Origin of the sequence: Streptomyces rimosus subsp. rimosus (assembly GCF_000720725.1) — a bacterium.
Classification (GTDB): domain Bacteria; phylum Actinomycetota; class Actinomycetes; order Streptomycetales; family Streptomycetaceae; genus Streptomyces; species Streptomyces rimosus_A.
This window is the reverse complement of sequence record NZ_JOCQ01000036.1, coordinates 59,942-76,629: the sequence shown is the minus strand read 5'-3', so window position 1 is coordinate 76,629 and position 16,688 is coordinate 59,942. Positions and strand designations below refer to the sequence as shown.

Below are 16,688 nucleotides of genomic sequence, written 5' to 3'. Positions count from 1 at the left end.
GCTTGTCCTCGTCGGCATGCGGCCAGTTGAAACCGAGCATGTCCAGGACCCACTCCAGCGGATCCGGCAGCATGAGAGACAAGACGAAACTCCCCCGTGAACGTGCGTGTGCGACACGCCGGTGACCGGCGGTGGCGGTGGTGACGGTGTGGCGGTGACGGCGAGACGGACGGTGGTGACGGCGAGGCGGATGGCGGTGAACCGGCGGGACCGTGGGCGGCGGTGGGCGGTGGCTGGTTGCGTACGGCCGACACGTATCCGGGTGTCCGCCGCCGTCCGCCGTCCGCCGCCTCGCGGACCTGCCGGGTCTGCCGGGTCTGCGGGGTTTGCGGGGTCGGATGTCCTGCCGGCCCTGCCCGTCAGTGCGTCTTGGGCTTTTCCAAGTGCGAGATCAGCTTGACCGAGGCGTTGGGGTCCTGCGGATTGGGCACGTGCTGCTTGATCAGTGAGTCGCTGAAGTCCTCGCCTTCCGCGTAATTCTTGGACATGGAGTTCAGCGCCTTGCCGATCTCCTGGAGCTTCGAGGACAGATGGCCCATCGACTCGTACATGCCGTCGCGTACGCCCTCGTAGACGACACCGAACTTCTCGCCGATGTCGTCATCGCCCCACGGCGGCATGTCCGCCTTGCTGTCGAACGTCGTCAGCCCGCTCATGAACTGCTGACCGAACGACTTCTCCGGCTCCTTCTGGTCGCCGCCCGGCGCCTGTGTGCCCGGCGGGCCCGCGCCCAGCGCGCTCAGCCCGTCCATCAGCCGTACGACCGATGCCTGGAAGTCCTCACCCAGCTTGACGAAGTTGGTGCCCTCCGCCTTCAGGGACTCCACCTCGGTCTGGAACCCACCTGCTCCCACAACGCCCCCGAGTTGTCCGTGCCTTCTTCAGGTGCTGCCCAAAGAGATGTTCATGCCAAAGTCTAGATGTTGCCAAGGGTCCGTACGAGGCCGGACATCGATGCGACACCGAAGGGCAGCCGCGCTGCTTCGGGCCCTGCTTCGAGTCCTCTTCGGCAGGTCCTGCCTCGTCGGGCCACGCGCCATCAGGTTCTAGCCCGTCAGGACTTGCGTGCCCTCACGAAGTGCTGGGCCGATACCACCGGTGGTAGATCTTCACGGCCTCCTCCGGAGGATGGTTCGGCAGAAAGGTCACATCTCCGTTGATCTTGGAGATGGCCACGCTGCTGCCGCCCGGGTCGGCCGGTGGCGCCTGCGGGTCCGTCGGGGCCGGCCAACTCGCGCGTACGAGGTAGCCGACGTCGAACTCGTGGACGAACAGGCCGGACGGGCCGCCGGGCGAGCCGACCTCGGGGAAGTGGTGCCGGCCGATTTCCCGCGCTTCCTCCGGGGTGGACGGGACCGGTCGCGGGCCGTTGTCCGCCGGGCCCGCGTGTGGTGGGGGCGGGGGTGGCGGCGGGGGAGGGGGAGGTGTGGGCGGTTGGCCGGAAACATGGCCCGGGATGTCAGAATCTGCCATGAATTGCCCCTCCTTAGGTGGTGGTTCTGCCGGTCACGGTGCTGGCGTTTGCATCAGCAGTGGCCAACTTAACCCACGTCGCTTTCGCGCGATCGGTTCTCGGCGGCGGTGAGATTTGGGCTGCGCTGAGCCCGCTGCACCCACGGAGCCCACTGCCGCCACGTCTGCATCCACGGAACCCACGGCTTTCACATCGCCGACTCAGCCGCATCCCCCACACCAAGATCGCCGAGTCGGGTGGTGGACGCGTGCGTGAGGGCGTCGAGGCACACGCGTACAGGCGGGGTCTCCGTACGAGGGCGCCAGGCCGCCTGGACTTCGCGCCGGAGCGGCGGATCGGTGGGCAGGAATCGGACGCCGGGCGGGGCGTGGCGGCAGGCCGCTGCGGGGACGAGCGCGGCGGTCAGTCCGGCGGCCACCAAGGTGAGCTGGGTGGCGTGGTCGCTGATGCTGTAGCGGAGGGCTGGCTCGACGCCGCAGGTACGCAGGGCCTGTACGAGTGCCTCGCGCGGCTCGGCCCCGGGCGGACAGGCCGCCCACGGCATGCCGTCGAGGTCGGCAAGGCGGAGGATGGGCCGGTCGCCGAGCGGGTGCGCCTCCTGGAGCGCCACCTGTGCTTCTTCGGTGACGAGCGTGCGTACGGCCACGCCTTCCGGCAGGTGCCGCGGCCGGTTCGACCAGTTCTCTATGAGGAGCAGGTCGAGGTCGCCGCGCAGGAGTGCGGGGAGCAGTTCGGCCACCTCACCGTCACGCACCGTGGGGGCGAGTCGGGGGTGGCGTGTGGTCAGTGCGGCCAATGTGGCAGGTAGCAGGGTTCGTATGGCGCTGCCGATGGCGCCTATCCGGAGCGGGCCGAGAACTTCGTCATCCAGCGCGGCGAGATCGTCCTCGGCCGCGGCCAGTTGGGACATGACCGCGGCCGCATGGTCCGCGAGCACCCGGCCGGCATGGGTCAGCCGTACGCTGCGCCCCTCCGGCTCCGTGAGGCGGTGCCCGCATTCCCGTTCCAGCTTGCTCAGCTGCTGGCTCATACCGGACGGCGTGATGTGCAGGGCCTGTGCCGCCCGTGCGATGGAACCGTGGGTGTCCACCGCGGCAAGGGCGCGCAGCCGCTCCAAGTTGATCATCAGAGCAGGCTAGCGACGGATGGACCGGCAATGCTTAAGCGGAATTGCCGAGTTGTGATGACAGATCGTCGCTTTTGTTCAGGGGTGGGGGTGGCCAGGGTGGAGGCATGACGGTACGAGAGGACGACTCGGAAGCCCGGGGCGGCGAGGTACGGCGCACGGACGGCGGGGGCGAGGAGGCGCCGAGCGGGGGCGACGTGCGCGGTGAGCATCCGCACCGCGGCGGGCAACCGGATCGCGCCGAGGGGCCTCCGCATCACGCTGAGCCTCCGCATCGCGCAGGCCTCCGCGGAAACCCCGTACTCATGGTGCTCGGCGGCAGCCTCTGCATCTCCGCTTCCGCCGTGTTCGTCAAGCTGTCCGGTACGAGCGCGGGGACGGCCGCGTTCTTCCGGTGCGCCATCGCGCTTCTCGTCCTGGTGCCGCTGGCGCTCGCGGAGCGGCGGGCGGCAGGGCCGCGGGCGTGGCGGTTGCGGCGCCTGGACCTGGCGGCGGGCGTGTTGCTCGGCATCGATTACGTCTTCTGGGCAGCGGCGATCCACAGTGTGGGCGCGTCCATCGCCACCGTGGTCATCAACATCCAGGTGGTGATCTTCCCGTTGCTGGCGCGCGTGTTCACCCGTACCCCCGTACCGCGGCGCTTCGTCGTCGCGACGCCCGTCATGCTGCTGGGAGTGGCATTGGCCGCCGGAGCCCTCGGCGCTCCGGAGACGGGCAGCGCCCCCGTGACCGGCGCGGTGTTCGGCCTGGTCGCGGGTTGCGGGTACGCGGGCTACCTCTTCCTGATGCGGCTCGGCGGCGGCCAGGGCCATACGGCCGACCCGGTGTGCACGTCCACCGCGGCGGCCGCAGGCGCCGCCGCGCTGCTCGGCGCGGCGTGGACCGGCATCGACTTCTCCCTCGACGCGCGCGCCTGGGGGTGGCTGACCACGCTCGCACTCGTCGGACAGGTGCTGGCCTGGTTGGTGATGACGCCGGCACTCCCGCGCCTGGCGCCCAACGTCGGCGCGGCACTGCTGCTTATGCAACCGGTGATGGCCATCGGACTCGGGGTGGCGGTCGGCGAGCGGCCCACGGCGGTCCAGTTCGGGGGGTGCGCGCTGGTGGTTCTGGTGGTGTGGTGCGTGGGGCGTGGATCGAGGCGGCGGGGCGTACGGAGCGGATCGTACGCCCGTACGGACGCCGGGCGCGCGCAGCGGATCGTACGCCCGCCCGGGCGGTGATTGTGCGCGGGGCGACGTCAAAGGGCCGTAAGGCGAACCGGGTTGGGCGACAGGGGAGCGTCAGGGGGGCGCGGGGCGGCGTGTAGGGACGGTTGAGTGAGCCCATCCAGAGGAGAGGCACACCCAGGCCTCTCCTCTCAGAGCCCTTCACCACAGAGCTCCCCCTCAGAGCCCTTCACCACAGGGCTCCCACCCGCAGCGCCCTTCCCCCGATACCTCCCATACCGCCGCCCCGAAAGCTCCCGTCGATGCAGCCTCTGGCTCCGGACAAGCAGAACACCCCCGCGTCCCCCAGGGACACCACCGTCCCCACCGACACACCTAATCCCACTTCCTCCGACGCCCCTAACCCCACTTCCTCCGATACCCCCACCACCCCCACTCGCCCAACCACACCCAACCCCCTAACCCCCACCCACCTCCTCTCCTCCCTCCCGCACGCCCTCCGCAAGCTGCACCCAAGAACGCTCGTCCGTAACCCCGTGCTGTTCGTCGTAGCCGCCGGCGCGCTGCTCACCACGCTCTCGGCCGTCCTCGACCCGAGCGTCTTCGCCTGGACGATCAGCGTTTGGCTCTGGCTCACCCTCGTCTTCGCGAACCTGGCCGAAGCGGTCGCGGAAGGACGCGGCAAGGCGCAGGCAGAAACGTTGCGCCGGACGCGCGGCGACACCGTCGCGCGGCGGCTGCGCAGCTGGCGGGTGGGGATGGGGGAGTGGGAGTACGAGGAGGAGGCGGTACCGGCCGCCGAGCTTCAGCCGTACGACATCGTCGTCGTGGACGCGGGCGGGACGGTTCCCGGCGACGGCGAAGTGGTGCAGGGCGCCGCGTCCGTCGACGAGTCGGCGATCACGGGTGAATCGGCCCCGGTCATCCGCGAGGCGGGCGGTGACCGTTCCGGGGTCACCGGCGGTACGACGGTGCTCTCCGACCGCATCGTCATCCGCATCACCTCCCGCCCCGGCAGGACTTTCCTCGACCGCATGATCGCGCTCGTGGAAGGCACCACCCGGCAGAAGACCCCGAACGAGCTGGCGCTGAACATCCTGCTCGCCGCGCTCACCGTCGTCTTCCTGCTGGCCGTGGTCTCGCTCCAGCCGATGGCCGGTTACGCGGGTGCCGCCCAGCCGCTGACCGTACTGATCGCGCTGCTCGTCACCCTCATCCCGACGACCATCGGCGCACTGCTGTCGGCCATCGGCATCGCCGGGATGGACCGGCTCGTCCAGCGCAACGTCCTGGCGCTGTCCGGCCGGGCCGTCGAGGCGGCCGGGGACGTGAACACCCTTCTCCTCGACAAGACCGGCACGATCACGTACGGCAACCGCAGCGCCCATTCCTTCGTACCGCTGGACGGTGTCCCGCACGCCCAGCTCGCCGACGCCGCCCAGCTCTCCTCGCTCGCCGACGGGACACCGGAGGGCCGGTCCATCGTGGCGCTGGCGCAGGAGAAGTACGGGATACGGGCCCGTACGGAGGGGGAGATGGGAGCCGCGCGCTGGGTGGCGTTCAGCGCGCAGACCCGTATGAGCGGGGTTGATCTGGCCTGGTCGGGTGGGTGTCTCGTACGCAAGGGAGCGGCCGGGGCGGTACGGGACTGGGTGACGCGGCTGGGCGGGCAGGTGCCACCGGAGGCGGGCTGGATCGTGGACTCCATCGCGGCGGGCGGCGGTACGCCCCTGCTCGTGGCGGTCGCCGACCGGCACGGCGCGCGGGTGCTCGGCGCCGTCCACCTCAAGGACGTGGTCAAGGACGGTATCGCGCGCCGCTTCGCCGAACTGCGGGCCATGGGCATCAAGACGGTGATGGTCACCGGCGACAACCCGCTGACCGCCCGGTCCATCGCCGCGGAGGCCGGCGTGGACGACTACATCGCGGAAGCCACGCCCGAACAGAAGCTGGCGCGCATCCGGCGGGAACAGGAGGGCGGCAACCTCGTCGCAATGACGGGCGACGGGACGAACGACGCGCCCGCGCTCGCCCAGGCGGACGTGGGCGTGGCCATGAACACCGGGACCTCGGCGGCGAAAGAGGCCGGGAACATGGTGGACCTGGACTCCGACCCGACCAAGCTCATCGAGATCGTCGCCGTCGGCAAGCAGCTGCTGATCACGCGCGGTGCGCTGACGACTTTCTCCATCTGTAACGACGTGGCGAAGTACTTCGCGATCGTGCCCGCCATGTTCTCCGCCGTCCACCCCGGGCTCGGGGCGCTCAACATCATGGGCCTGCACAGCCCCACCTCGGCCATCGCATCGGCCATCATCTTCAACGCGCTGATCATCGTGGCGCTGATACCGCTGGCCCTGCGCGGCGTCCGCTACCAGCCGGCCTCCGCGCACGCGCTGCTCCGCCGGAACCTGGGGGTGTACGGGCTGGGCGGACTGGTCGCGCCGTTTCTCGGCATCAAGCTCATCGATCTGCTTCTACAGGTGGTGCCGGGAATGTGACGGGACTGGGTGCGTGGTGGAGCCGGCCGGAGGGGCCGGGCCGGACGTGCTGCCCCGGACGGGCCGACCCGGCCCGGCGCGCCCGGGCGTGCCGGGCCGGACGTGCCGGGCCGGGCTTCGCTGTTCCGGACCGGCACGTGTACCTGGTTCACTCCGGCCCGTGTACCTGATTCACCCCGGCTCGTGAACCTGGTTCACCTCGGTCCGTGTACCTGGTTCACCCCGCTCGTCCTCCCGGCCCACTCCGGCACCTCCATCTGGTTGTACCTACGATGCTGCCGGCGCCGATCCCGGCGCCACCGGCGGCCAGGGAACCTCCGCCAGGGCCGGAATCACCTGCTCCTCCTCATAGGCGAGATGTGCCAGCAACTCTTCCGACATCCGCTCCAGTTCGGCGAGGAATTGTTCCGGGTCCGGACCCGGCCCCGGGTCGGCATTTCCGATGCCCGCGAGCAAGGTGAGCAAGTCGGCCTGGATACGGGCGATCGCCCGGTGCTCCTCCTGCAACCGGTCGAGCGCCGGAAGCAGTTCGGGGTGGTAACGGCCGACCGCGGGGAACACGTGCGCGTCCTCGCCGGTGTGGTGGAATTCCAGGCTCTGGCAGAACGCCAGGCAATGCTGCCGAATCTGCAGCCCGAGTCCCGGCGCCGGTGGTTCCCCCGGCCCCTGGTGTGCCGCCCGCGCCAATAGGTGGGCCTCGGCCTCGGCGCGTACGTGCCGCAACTGCGCGCGCAGCCACGTATGAACCTGAATGAGCTTGTCGGCGAGAGTGGTGACCTCGTGCAGCACCTCGCCGTCCGCCTCCTCGTATTCGGGCTCGGCGGGCTCCAGCACCACGACCGGCAGGGTACGGGCGGTCCTGGCCTGGTAATCGGCGTACCCGGGCGCAACCCGTACCGCCTGCGCGAACAGCCGGTCCCGGCGCTCGCCCTCGGCCGGCACCGCGATCGCCTCGTACGTCTCGGTGCCGACCTCCACGCGGACCTGCGGGTGCGCGAGCAGGTTGTGGTACCAGTCGGGGTGACGGGGCCCGCCGAGGTTGGAGCCGACGACCAGCAGGAGGTCACCGTCGCGGACATAGCCGAGGGGCGTGGTGTACGGCTTGCCGGACTTCGCGCCGGTGGTGGTCAGCAGGAGCAGGTCACCGCCCTCGAAGGGGCCGCCGACCTTCCCCGCATTGGAACGGAACTCGTCGATGACCGATTGATTGAAGGAATTCGGCATGCTGATATTGCTCTCCGTGAAGCGCCGTCCGCGTGACGGGCCGCGAGGCAGCGCAGCCGTCGTCATCACCGCGGTAAAAGTGAAAGAGGGAGGAAGAAAGGGGGCGCAGAAAGCGTGCGGCCACCGCACGCGCACCTCGTCCGGAGCAGACGTCACTCATCCATCACGGATGGGAGAACTCGCAACGCTCGATGCAACACGAGGAACGGCATACGGACGTGCCGAGCACGCCCCGCCCGCCGCTGATGTCAGGCGCAGCCTGAGAAGTCCGCAAAGTATGAACTCATGCGTGGTCCTTGAGAATAGGTGTGTCGCCCGACTGCCGGCCGGCCCACTGCTCTTTGGCCGACGTCACGCGCACACGCGTCAACATTAGACCCATTCGCCGACGGCTCCGTCAACCGGACGTTCGCGGATTCTCCCCGTACACCGGCTGCCACATCGCGTCCTGTACCGCCTGTACGACATCGTCCGGAGCGACGCGCGCGACACCTTCCTCGACGGCTGCCCGTACCACCGCCACCGCGACGGCCGCCGAAGAAGCGCGCAGATTTTCCACCTGCGGCAGCAGCGGCGCACCGGGCCCGCCGCCTTCCACCTGACCCGCGACCGCCTCGGCGGCGGCCAGCAGCATGCCGGGCGTCAGCCGCTCGGCGCGCGACACCACCACGCCCAGTCCGAGCCCCGGGTAGACGAGGGCGTTGTTGGCCTGGCCGATGACGTGCCGTACCCCTTCGATCTCCACGGGCTCCACCGGAATGCCCGCCGTCGTCAGCGCTTTGCCGTCGGTCCAACGCAGCAGGTCGGCGGGCATCGCCTCGATCTTCTCGGTCGGGTTGGAAAGTGGGAAAATGACAGGCTTCTCGACGTGCCGCGCCATTTCCTCCACGATCTGCCGGGTGAAGGCTCCGCGTACGGTCGAGGTGCCGATGAGGATGGTGGGGCGCACGTTCCGTACGGTCGTCAGCAGGCCGATTCCCTGGCCCTCCGCGGCACCGCCCGCATCACCGCCTGCCCCACCCGGCCCACCCGACCCACCAGTACTACTCGGCCCATCTTCCCCACCGGTCCACCCTTCGACCTCCCCCTTGGGACGGGCATAGCCGCGCTGGTAGTCGCGCAGGTCGTCCATGTCGTCCAGCAGCAGGCCCGGACGGTCGACGAGCCAGAAACGGCGGGTGGCCTCGTCCTCGTCCAGGCCGTCGCGGACCATCGCCTCGCGCAGCTGGTCGGCGATGCCCACCCCGGCCGTACCGGCCCCGAACACCACGACGCGCTGCTCGCAGAACCGCGATCCGGTGACGTTCAGCGCCGACCGGACGGCCGCGAGCGTGATCGCGCCGGTGCCCTGCATGTCGTCGTTGAACATCCGGTAGTGCTCGCCGTACCGCTCCAGGAAGCGCCGGGCGTTGCCCGCACCGAAGTCCTCGAAGTGCAGCAGTGCGTCCGGGTACAGCGTCGAGACCGTGTCCAGGTACGCGGCGACGAACGCGTCATAGCGTTCGCCGCGCGCCCGGCTGTGCCGTACGCCCAGATAGAGCGGATCGTTGAGCAGCGTCTCGTTGTCGGTGCCGACATCGAGGACCACCGCCAGGCAGCGCGCGGGATCGATGCCCGCGGCAGCCGTGTACACCGCCAGCTTGCCCACGGAGATCTGGATGCCGTGCACGCCCCAGTCGCCGATGCCGAGGATCTGCTCGGCGTCCGTGACCACCACCAGGTCGACCTCGTCCGTCCCGAGCTCCAGCTCCTCGAACGAGCGGCGCAGATCGCGTGGCCGGTCGATGGAGAGGAAGACACCGCGCGGGCGCCGGTACTCGTGGCTGTACGTCTTGATCGCCTCGCCCACGGTCGGGTCGTAGACGATGGGCAGCAACTCGGTCAGGTGGTCGGTGAGCAGCCGGTAGTACAGGACCTCGTTACGGTCGTGCAGCTGCTCCAGGTTGATGTACGCGGCCAGGTCGTCGGGCTGGCGCCGCAGCTGCTCGTACGCGCGCCGCGCCTGCTGGTCCAGGGTGAGCACCGCGTCGGGGAGCCGGCCGACGAGACCGAGACGGTCGCGTTCGGCGGCGGTGAAGGCGGTCCCGCGGTTGGTCAGCGGGTCGCTCATCACCGACGGCAGCCGCGGCTGTCTGCCCATACGCCCGCACTCCCATTCACCCCCGTACCCCCGCTCCGCGTCCCCCGCCAGTCTCGCGCGAGAGCCCCGCTCCCGCATCCGGTGGATACGGGAACGGGGCTCTGGCCTGTGCTTACGCTGCTTACGCGGAAGCTGGGCTACTCCGGTCGCATGGGGTTACTCCGACTGTATGGGGCTACCCCGGCCGCACGGGGCTGACCCGGCCCTGGAGCAGGCGGGACAGGGAGGCGTGCACGTCCTCCACCGAACGGTGCGGCTGGAACGAGAGCCAGTCCAGCGCCGCCACCAGCACCATGCCGAGGAGCGCGGACGCCGTCAGGGGGATGTCGAGTTCCTCGCTCAGTTCGCCGACGGCGACGGCGTCCCGCAGTACGGACTCGACGACGGCGACCGCCCGGCCCCGTACGGACTGGAGCGTCGGCTGCCAGACCCGGTTCGTGCGCCACAGCTCGGCCACGTACAGCTGGGTCAGGGAGGGCGAGCCGGCGATGAAGTCCAGCCCGGCCCGGATCATCGCGTCCAGCGCGTCGACCCGGGTGCCGCCCGCGTGTACGGCCCGGTCGGCGGCCTCCTGGAGGGAGGTGGCGAGCAGGTCGACGCCGTCCCGCAGGAGCTCCTCGTAGAGGACGTTCTTGCTGGCGAAGTTGTAATAGACGGTGCCCTTGGCGACACCGGCGCGCTCGGCGATCTCGTCCACCGTGGTGGCGGAGAAGCCCTGTTCGGCGATGAGCGTGACCGCGGCGTCGAACAGCTTGCGCCGGGTGGCGCCGCGGCGCAGCCCGGGACCGGAAACGGCCGGAGCGGCGTCGCGGGGCTCGGGGCCTGCCTTGTGCGCCCCGTGTTCGGCAGCACGCGCCCCGGGGCCGGGGGCGGCGCCGCTGGTGGCGCCGCCCCCGTGCCGGCGGGGGCGCTCGGTTCGCACGCTCACAGGCTCAGTTCCGGGTGCAGGTCCTTCATCCGTACGACCTGCCGGCTGCGCGCGGTCAGCGAGGTGAGCGCCAGCGCGCCGACCGTGAACGCGGCCAGGACGATGGAACCCTGCCACACGATGCCGAGGTCACCGCCGGTGATGAGCCGGCGCAGGCCGTCCACCACGTAACTCATCGGCAGGAACGGGTGGATCGCGCCGAAGAAGCCGGGGCTGGTCTGCACCGGGTACGTGCCGCCCGCCGACGTCAGCTGGAGCATCAGCACGACCAGCGTCAGGACGCGGCCCGCCGGGCCGAACTGCGCGCCGAAGAACTGAATGATCGCGGTGAACGCGGCCGTCGCCAGCAGCAGGAAGCCGATGGTGGCTCCCGCGCGCTCCATCTCCAGGCCGAGCCCCCAGTGCAGAACGGCCATCAGGGCCAGCACCTGCACGACGCCGATGGCGAAGGCCGGCAGCCAGGACCCCAGCGCGATCCGCCAGCCCGGCGCCCCCGCGGCGAGCGCCCGCTTGCCGAGCGGCGCGAGCAGCATGTACGCGACCATCGCACCGACCCACAGGGACAGCGGAATGAAGTACGGGGCGAGCCCGGTGCCGTAGTTCGGCGCCTTGTGCATCGACTTGGAGGCCAGCTCGACCGGGTTGGACATGACCTCGGTGCGGGCGTCGCGGTCCTTCTTGTCGTAGTCGGGGATCTGCGCGACACCGCTGTCCAGCTTGCCGGCGAGCTGGTTGGAGCCGTCCTTGAGCTTGTAGATGCCGCCGCTGAGCTTGTCGATGCCGTCCTTGGCGGAGCCGACACCCTCGTGAACCTTGCCTGCGCCGTCGGCGACCTTGCCCGCGCCGTCGGTGATCTTCCCCGCGCCGTCGGCCACCTGACCGGTGCCGTCGACAAGGGCGTTGATGCCCTGTGCGAACTGCCCGGCGCCCTGAGAGAGCCGGAGGGCGCCCTGATTGAGCTCGTTGATCTTGCTCAGGGAAGTGTCCGCGTTCTTCACGATGTACGGAACCTGATCGGCGACCATCTCGGCGCCTTGCCGTACCTCCCGCAGCTTGGCGTGCAGCGGCTGCAGGTCCGTCTGGGCGATGGCGCCGTCAACCTTCTTGGCGAGCTCCAGGCCAGCGGCGGTGCCGTCAGCTATCCCCTTCAACTTGGCGCAGTCGACTGCGTCCGCGTCAGCGGCACCGCACTGCTTCTTGTACAGCGCCGCAGCGTCTTCGGCGTTCTGCCGGGCCTTCTGGACGGCCTTGGCCGAGTTCCCGGGCAGCTTGCCGAGGTCCTCGTCGACCGCCTTCATGAGGTCGGCGAGGCCACGGGCCCCGTCGGCGATCTCCTTGCCGTGCTTCTTGAGGAAGGGAAGGTCCTTGTGCGCCAGCCCGTTGACCTGACTGGCGAGCTGCTGCGTGCCGGCGGCCACCTTGGCCGCGCCTTCGCCGAGCTGCTTGGCCTTCGCGCTCGCGGTGGTGGCGCCCTTGTTGACGTCGCTGGCGCCCTTGCTCAGCTGGCCGGCCTTGTCGTGCAGCGTGCCCGCGCCCTTGCTGACATCACCTGAGCCCTTGTCCAGCCTGCCCAGGCCGTCGGACAGGTCGTCCGACCCCTTCTTGGCGTCGCCCAGGCCCTTGTCGATCTTGCCGGCGCCGTCCGCAGCCTGCTGCGTCTTGTCGTGCAGATCCGAGAACGACACAAAAATCTTGTCGAAGAACTCCCGCGACGACTTCGCCGAGGTCTTCGCCCGGATCTCCGAGAAGATCGTCTTGGAGATCGACCCGACGATGTAGTTGTTCGCGTCGTTCGTACGGACCTGGAGCGCGCCCGTCTCCGGGTGGTCGCCGGAGCTGGAGGCGATCCGCTCGCTGAAGTCCTTCGGGACAGTCAGGGAGAGGTAGTACGTACCGTTCTCGACGCCCTTCGCGGCGTCGGCGGCGCTGACCTCCTCCCAGTTGAACGTGTTGCTGTCCTTGACGTTCTTGACGAGCTGGTCGCCCGCCTGGATCTTCTTGCCGCCGGCGGTGGCGCCCTTGTCATCGTTGACGAGCGCGACCGGGATCTTGTCCAGGTTCGCGTACGGGTCCCAGAACGAGAACAGGTACAGCGCGCCGTACAGCAGCGGGATCAGCATCAGGGCGACGAGGCCCAGCCGGGGGAGCTTGCCCCTGCCGAAGCGCTTGAGTTCAAGCGCGGCGAGCTTCGGCGAGCGCATGGGCTGCTTCCTCCTCGTGGATGTCGGTCGTACCGGCCTGGCCGGTGGTCGAAGCGGTGGGGGCGGCGGGCGCCTGCGTGTGCGACTTCGCGGCCGCGGGCGCCGTACGGACGACGATCGCGTCGCCGGGAGCGGTGCTGGCCGCGGCCACCACCGTCGTGCCGTTCAGTGCCAGGTCCCGCAGCATCTGCCACATCTGGGAACGCTCGTCCGCGGACAGCTTGAGGTCGGCGTCGTCGATGGCCACCAGCCGCGGGCCGTGCATGACGGCCAGCGCGACCGACAGCCGCAGCGCCTCGATGCGCTCCATGTCCCGTACCGCCGTGCGCAGTCCCTTGGGCAGCGTTGCGGGATCGAGTCCGACGGCCGCCAGCGCCGCGTCGACGCGGGCCCGCGTCGCCTCCTTGTGGCGGCGGCCCCACGGCAGCCGGGCGCCCAGCGAACCGGCCATCCGGCGGCCCAACAGGGCCTGTTCCTCAAGGTGTTCGCCCGCGGTCAGGGCCGGTTCCAGGTCGGCGACCCCGGGCACGTGCGCGATGGCGGTCAGGCTGCGCACCGTTCCCATGCGCTTGGGGAGAGGGAAGCCGGCGACCGTGGCGTGGCCCTCGGCGAGCTTCATGCGGCCGGTGAGCGCCAGCAGGAGACAGGTGCGGCCGGAACCCGACGGGCCCTCGACGGCGATCAGTGAACCCGGGTCCGCGGTGATGTGGACGTCTCTGAACGCCCACCCCCGTGGACCCTTCACTCCGATTCCCCTGGCGTTGACCGCCGCCCCCTGGCGGGTGGTGTCCACAGCCCCTCCTTTGTTCTGACTGGTCAGTCTAAAAGTGTGCCGTATGGACGGGCCTATTGACCAATCAGCACGCGATCCTGTGAACTCCGTCATGTGGCGGGTGGGGCGCTCCGATGCTTTTGGGGCGTTTGTTGGTGATGTTCTCGGTGTGGTCCGTGGTGCTGTGCGCCCGGTCCGCACCGGCAGGACACTTGCGACGGAGACCGATGACTCACTCGGCCAAACTGATCGCCCCGCTCCTCGCGGGGACCCTCGTCACGACACTGCCATCGGCGTCGGCCGCAGCCTCCGCGCCGGTACGACATGCCCCCGCGGCCAGCGCTGCCGCTACGGCTCCCGTCGGCTCGGCCTCCTGTTCCCCACAGGAGCTGGAACGTTTCAGCAAGGAAAAATCCCGGAGCGGCGGCCAGGGAGGGAGTGCCGGAGAGCCGGGCGCCGCGGACGACGGTGATGGCTGGACCCCCACCGCCACCCGCATCGATCCGAAGGACGGCCACCACGCCTTCGTCGGCAACGGCTACCTCGGCCAGCGAATAGCGCCCAACGGCGCCGGATACTCGGCCCCCGGCGAGACGACCGGCTGGCCGCTGAAAACGCCCCGTTACGACGGGTCCTTCGTGTCCGGCCTGTACGCGCGCGGCCCCGAGAAGCTGGAGGGCCGCCAGGCCATCGCCGCGCTGCCCACGTGGACGGGCCTCGATGTCACCGCCGGCGGCGACCGCCCGCAGACCTTCGACTCCGCGACCCCCGCCGGCCGCATCTCCCACTACCGCCAGACCCAGTTCATCCGCTGCGGAATCGTCCGTACATCTCTGACGTGGACGGCCGCCGACGGCCGCGCCACCGACCTCGTGTACGACGTGCTCGCCGACCGCACCAGCGCGCACACCGGCGCCGTACGGCTGCGCATGACCCCGCACTGGGGCGGCCGGGCCACCGTCACCGACCGCCTCGACGGGCGCGGCGCGCGCCGTATGACGCAGACCGGCGGCGGCGCGCGTCCGGACGGCCGGACGATGGACGTGACCTTCCGTACGGACGGCACGAAGACGGACGGCGCGGTCGCCTCGACCCTGCGCCCCGGCCCGCAGGTCCGCGCACAGGGCATGACGGCGCGGCGCGCGGGTGCCGCGAAGGACCTGGGCAACCAGCAGAGCGTCACGTTCCCCGTACGGGCCGGACGCTCCTACGAACTGACCAAGTACGTCGGCGTCGACACCGCGCTCACCTCCCGTACCCCGCGCAGCGCCGCGACCGACGCCGCGCAGCGGGCCGCGAACCGCGGCTGGGACGCCCTCTACCGGAGCCACGCCGCCGCCTGGCAGAAGCTGTGGCGCAGCGATGTCGAGGTACGCGGGCGCGGGCAGCGGGAGTTGCAGTCGTGGGTTCGTGCGGCGCAGTACGGACTGCTCTCCAGCACCCGCGCCGGCAGCGGCAACAGCATCAGCCCGGCCGGACTGACCAGCGACAACTACGCCGGCGAAATCTTCTGGGACGCCGAGACCTGGATGTACCCCGGCCTGCTGGCCGCCCACCCCGAACTCGCCAAGTCCGTCGTGGACTACCGCTACAAGACCATGGCCGGAGCCGCCTCCAACGCGAAGAGGCTGGGCTACAAGGGCCTGTTCTACCCGTGGACCAGCGGCAGCAAGGGCGACCTGTGGAACGAGTGCCACAGCTGGGACCCGCCGCACTGCAAGACGCAGAACCACCTGATGGGCGACGTCTCGCTGGCCGCCTGGCAGTACTACCTCGCCACCAAGGACACCACCTGGCTGCGCGAACGCGGCTGGCCGGTGATGAAGGGCATCGCGGAATTCTGGGCGTCCCGGGTCACCCGCAACGCGGACGGCAGTTACTCGATCAAGAACGTGGCCGGGCCGGACGAGTACAGCAACGGCGTCGACGACGGTGTCTTCACCAACGCCGGCGCGGTCACCGCGCTGCGCAACGCCGGCCGCGCCGCCGCGCTCCTCGGGCAGCGGGCCCCCGCCGCCTGGAAGGAGATCGCGGACCACATCCGCATCCCGTACGACGCGAAGAACGACGTCTTCGAGCAGTACGACGGGTACCGGGGCACGACGATCAAGCAGGCCGACACCGTACTCCTCATGTATCCGCTGGAATGGCCGATGTCGCAGCGGGCCAAGATCAACACGCTGGACCACTACGCGGCACGCACCGACCCGGACGGCCCCGCCATGACCGACTCGGTGCACGCCATCGCCGCCGCCGGAACGGGTGAGGCGGGCTGCTCGACGTACACGTACCTGATGCGTTCCATCAAGCCGTTCGTGCGCGGCGCCTTCCACCAGTTCTCCGAGGCGCGCGGCGACAAGGCGGGCGCCGGCGACCCGCACGCCGGATCGCCCGCGCAGGATTTCCTCACCGGCAAGGGCGGCTTCCTGCAGACCTTCACCAACGGCCTGACCGGCCTGCGCATGCGAGAGGACCGGGTACACCTGGACCCGATGCTGCCGCCGCAGCTCTCCGACGGCGTCACGCTGCGCGGGCTGCGCTGGCAGGGACGTACGTACGACGTGGAGATCGGCGCGCACAGCACGACGGTGCGGCTGACGGCCGGCGCGCCGATGCGCGTCGAGTCGCCGGAGGGCGAGCGGGTGGTGAGCCGTGGCGTGCCGCTGACGCTCAAGACCCGCCGTCCCGACCTCGCGGCGACGGACAACGTGGCCCGGTGCCGGACGGCGCAGGCCACCTCGGAGGAGTCCGGCATGTACGCGGGCGCCGCCGTGGACGGCAACGCGGCCACCTCCTGGGTGCCGGACAGCTCCGACGGCACCCTGACCGTCGACCTCGGCAAGCCCTCGCGCATCGGCCAGATCACCCCGCACTGGAAGGGCGGCGAGCCCGCCTCGTACGTCGCACAGGTATCGACGGACGGCAAGCACTGGTACGGGACCGGATACGACGGCCGTACGACGGCGCGCTATGTCCGGCTCACGGTGCACGGCGCCGACGCGGCGAAGAAGGGCGGGCAGCGCCCCGGTCTCGCGGAGCTGACCGTGCAGAAGGCCGCTGACCCGGCGACGGGGAAGTAGCCCGGGGCGGCCCGGGCCTTTCCTCGGGAACGGCCCGGGCCGGGAACGGCTCAGAACGAAACGGCCCAGGTCG

Annotated in this window: 11 protein-coding genes; 3 read left to right on the top strand and 8 right to left on the bottom strand. The window is 70.2% G+C overall.

The annotated features are described in order from the left end of the window. Positions 1 to 359: 359 nt before the first annotated feature. From IH45_RS0119935 to IH45_RS0119925, 3 genes are all read right to left on the bottom strand, one after another. Entirely contained in the window at positions 360 to 827 is a 468-nt protein-coding gene (locus IH45_RS0119935) for a hypothetical protein (RefSeq protein WP_032917882.1), read from the bottom strand. A 244-nt stretch (positions 828 to 1,071) separates the two neighbouring features. Continuing rightward, on the bottom strand, positions 1,072 to 1,473 hold the full coding sequence (locus tag IH45_RS1000000149365; protein WP_030669790.1) for a hypothetical protein: 402 nt from the start codon (positions 1,471 to 1,473) through the stop codon (positions 1,072 to 1,074). Positions 1,474 to 1,661: 188 nt separating this feature from the next. Further along, complete coding sequence (locus IH45_RS0119925) at positions 1,662 to 2,600, bottom strand: LysR family transcriptional regulator (RefSeq protein ID WP_030669787.1); 939 nt, start codon at positions 2,598 to 2,600, stop codon at positions 1,662 to 1,664. A gap of 107 nt (positions 2,601 to 2,707) precedes the next feature. Between IH45_RS0119925 and IH45_RS0119915 the strand changes: the two genes are divergently transcribed. Together IH45_RS0119915 and kdpB are read left to right on the top strand one after the other, a co-directional pair. Continuing rightward, the gene (locus IH45_RS0119915; protein ID WP_394298688.1) at positions 2,708 to 3,823 is read left to right on the top strand and encodes a DMT family transporter; all 1,116 of its coding nucleotides are present in this window, start codon (positions 2,708 to 2,710) and stop codon (positions 3,821 to 3,823) included. 248 nt (positions 3,824 to 4,071) lie between these two features. Further along, complete coding sequence (gene kdpB / locus IH45_RS0119910; RefSeq protein ID WP_394298687.1) at positions 4,072 to 6,270, top strand: potassium-transporting ATPase subunit KdpB; 2,199 nt, start codon at positions 4,072 to 4,074, stop codon at positions 6,268 to 6,270. A 267-nt stretch (positions 6,271 to 6,537) separates the two neighbouring features. Here the strand turns inward: kdpB and IH45_RS0119905 are convergent, their stop codons facing one another. The 5 genes from IH45_RS0119905 to IH45_RS0119885 all read right to left on the bottom strand — a co-directional run bounded on the left by IH45_RS0119905 (position 6,538) and on the right by IH45_RS0119885 (position 13,556). Continuing rightward, entirely contained in the window at positions 6,538 to 7,494 is a 957-nt protein-coding gene (locus IH45_RS0119905; RefSeq protein WP_030669770.1) for a nitroreductase/quinone reductase family protein, read from the bottom strand. 397 nt (positions 7,495 to 7,891) lie between these two features. Continuing rightward, complete coding sequence (locus tag IH45_RS0119900) at positions 7,892 to 9,634, bottom strand: NAD-dependent malic enzyme (RefSeq protein WP_030669767.1); 1,743 nt, start codon at positions 9,632 to 9,634, stop codon at positions 7,892 to 7,894. A 175-nt stretch (positions 9,635 to 9,809) separates the two neighbouring features. Further along, complete coding sequence (locus IH45_RS01000000143805) at positions 9,810 to 10,412, bottom strand: TetR/AcrR family transcriptional regulator (protein WP_032917888.1); 603 nt, start codon at positions 10,410 to 10,412, stop codon at positions 9,810 to 9,812. A 146-nt stretch (positions 10,413 to 10,558) separates the two neighbouring features. Then, positions 10,559 to 12,763: a YhgE/Pip domain-containing protein gene (locus IH45_RS0119890; protein WP_030669763.1), complete on the bottom strand. Its 2,205-nt coding sequence runs from the start codon at positions 12,761 to 12,763 to the stop codon at positions 10,559 to 10,561. Further along, positions 12,735 to 13,556 carry an ATP-binding cassette domain-containing protein gene (locus IH45_RS0119885; protein ID WP_030669760.1) on the bottom strand — a complete coding sequence of 274 codons (822 nt, stop codon included), beginning with the start codon at positions 13,554 to 13,556 and terminating at the stop codon, positions 12,735 to 12,737. Before IH45_RS0119885 ends, IH45_RS0119890 begins: the two co-directional genes overlap by 29 nt. A gap of 206 nt (positions 13,557 to 13,762) precedes the next feature. Here IH45_RS0119885 and IH45_RS0119880 point away from each other — a divergent pair, with 206 nt between their 5' ends. Next, positions 13,763 to 16,615 (top strand): discoidin domain-containing protein, encoded by a 2,853-nt coding sequence (locus tag IH45_RS0119880; RefSeq protein WP_030669757.1) that lies wholly within the window; start codon positions 13,763 to 13,765, stop codon positions 16,613 to 16,615. The last annotated feature ends 73 nt before the right edge of the window (positions 16,616 to 16,688 follow it).

Excerpts from the sequence above, each read along its gene's own strand:
- IH45_RS1000000149365 (WP_030669790.1), bottom strand. The coding sequence starts at position 1,473 with ATGGCAGATTCTGACATCCCGGGCCATGTTTCCGGCCAACCGCCCACA.
- IH45_RS0119925 (WP_030669787.1), bottom strand. The coding sequence starts at position 2,600 with ATGATCAACTTGGAGCGGCTGCGCGCCCTTGCCGCGGTGGACACCCAC.
- IH45_RS0119915 (WP_394298688.1), top strand. The coding sequence starts at position 2,708 with ATGACGGTACGAGAGGACGACTCGGAAGCCCGGGGCGGCGAGGTACGG.
- kdpB (WP_394298687.1), top strand. The coding sequence starts at position 4,072 with ATGCAGCCTCTGGCTCCGGACAAGCAGAACACCCCCGCGTCCCCCAGG.
- IH45_RS0119905 (WP_030669770.1), bottom strand. The coding sequence starts at position 7,494 with ATGCCGAATTCCTTCAATCAATCGGTCATCGACGAGTTCCGTTCCAAT.
- IH45_RS0119900 (WP_030669767.1), bottom strand. The coding sequence starts at position 9,634 with ATGGGCAGACAGCCGCGGCTGCCGTCGGTGATGAGCGACCCGCTGACC.
- IH45_RS0119890 (WP_030669763.1), bottom strand. The coding sequence starts at position 12,763 with ATGCGCTCGCCGAAGCTCGCCGCGCTTGAACTCAAGCGCTTCGGCAGG.
- IH45_RS0119880 (WP_030669757.1), top strand. The coding sequence starts at position 13,763 with ATGACTCACTCGGCCAAACTGATCGCCCCGCTCCTCGCGGGGACCCTC.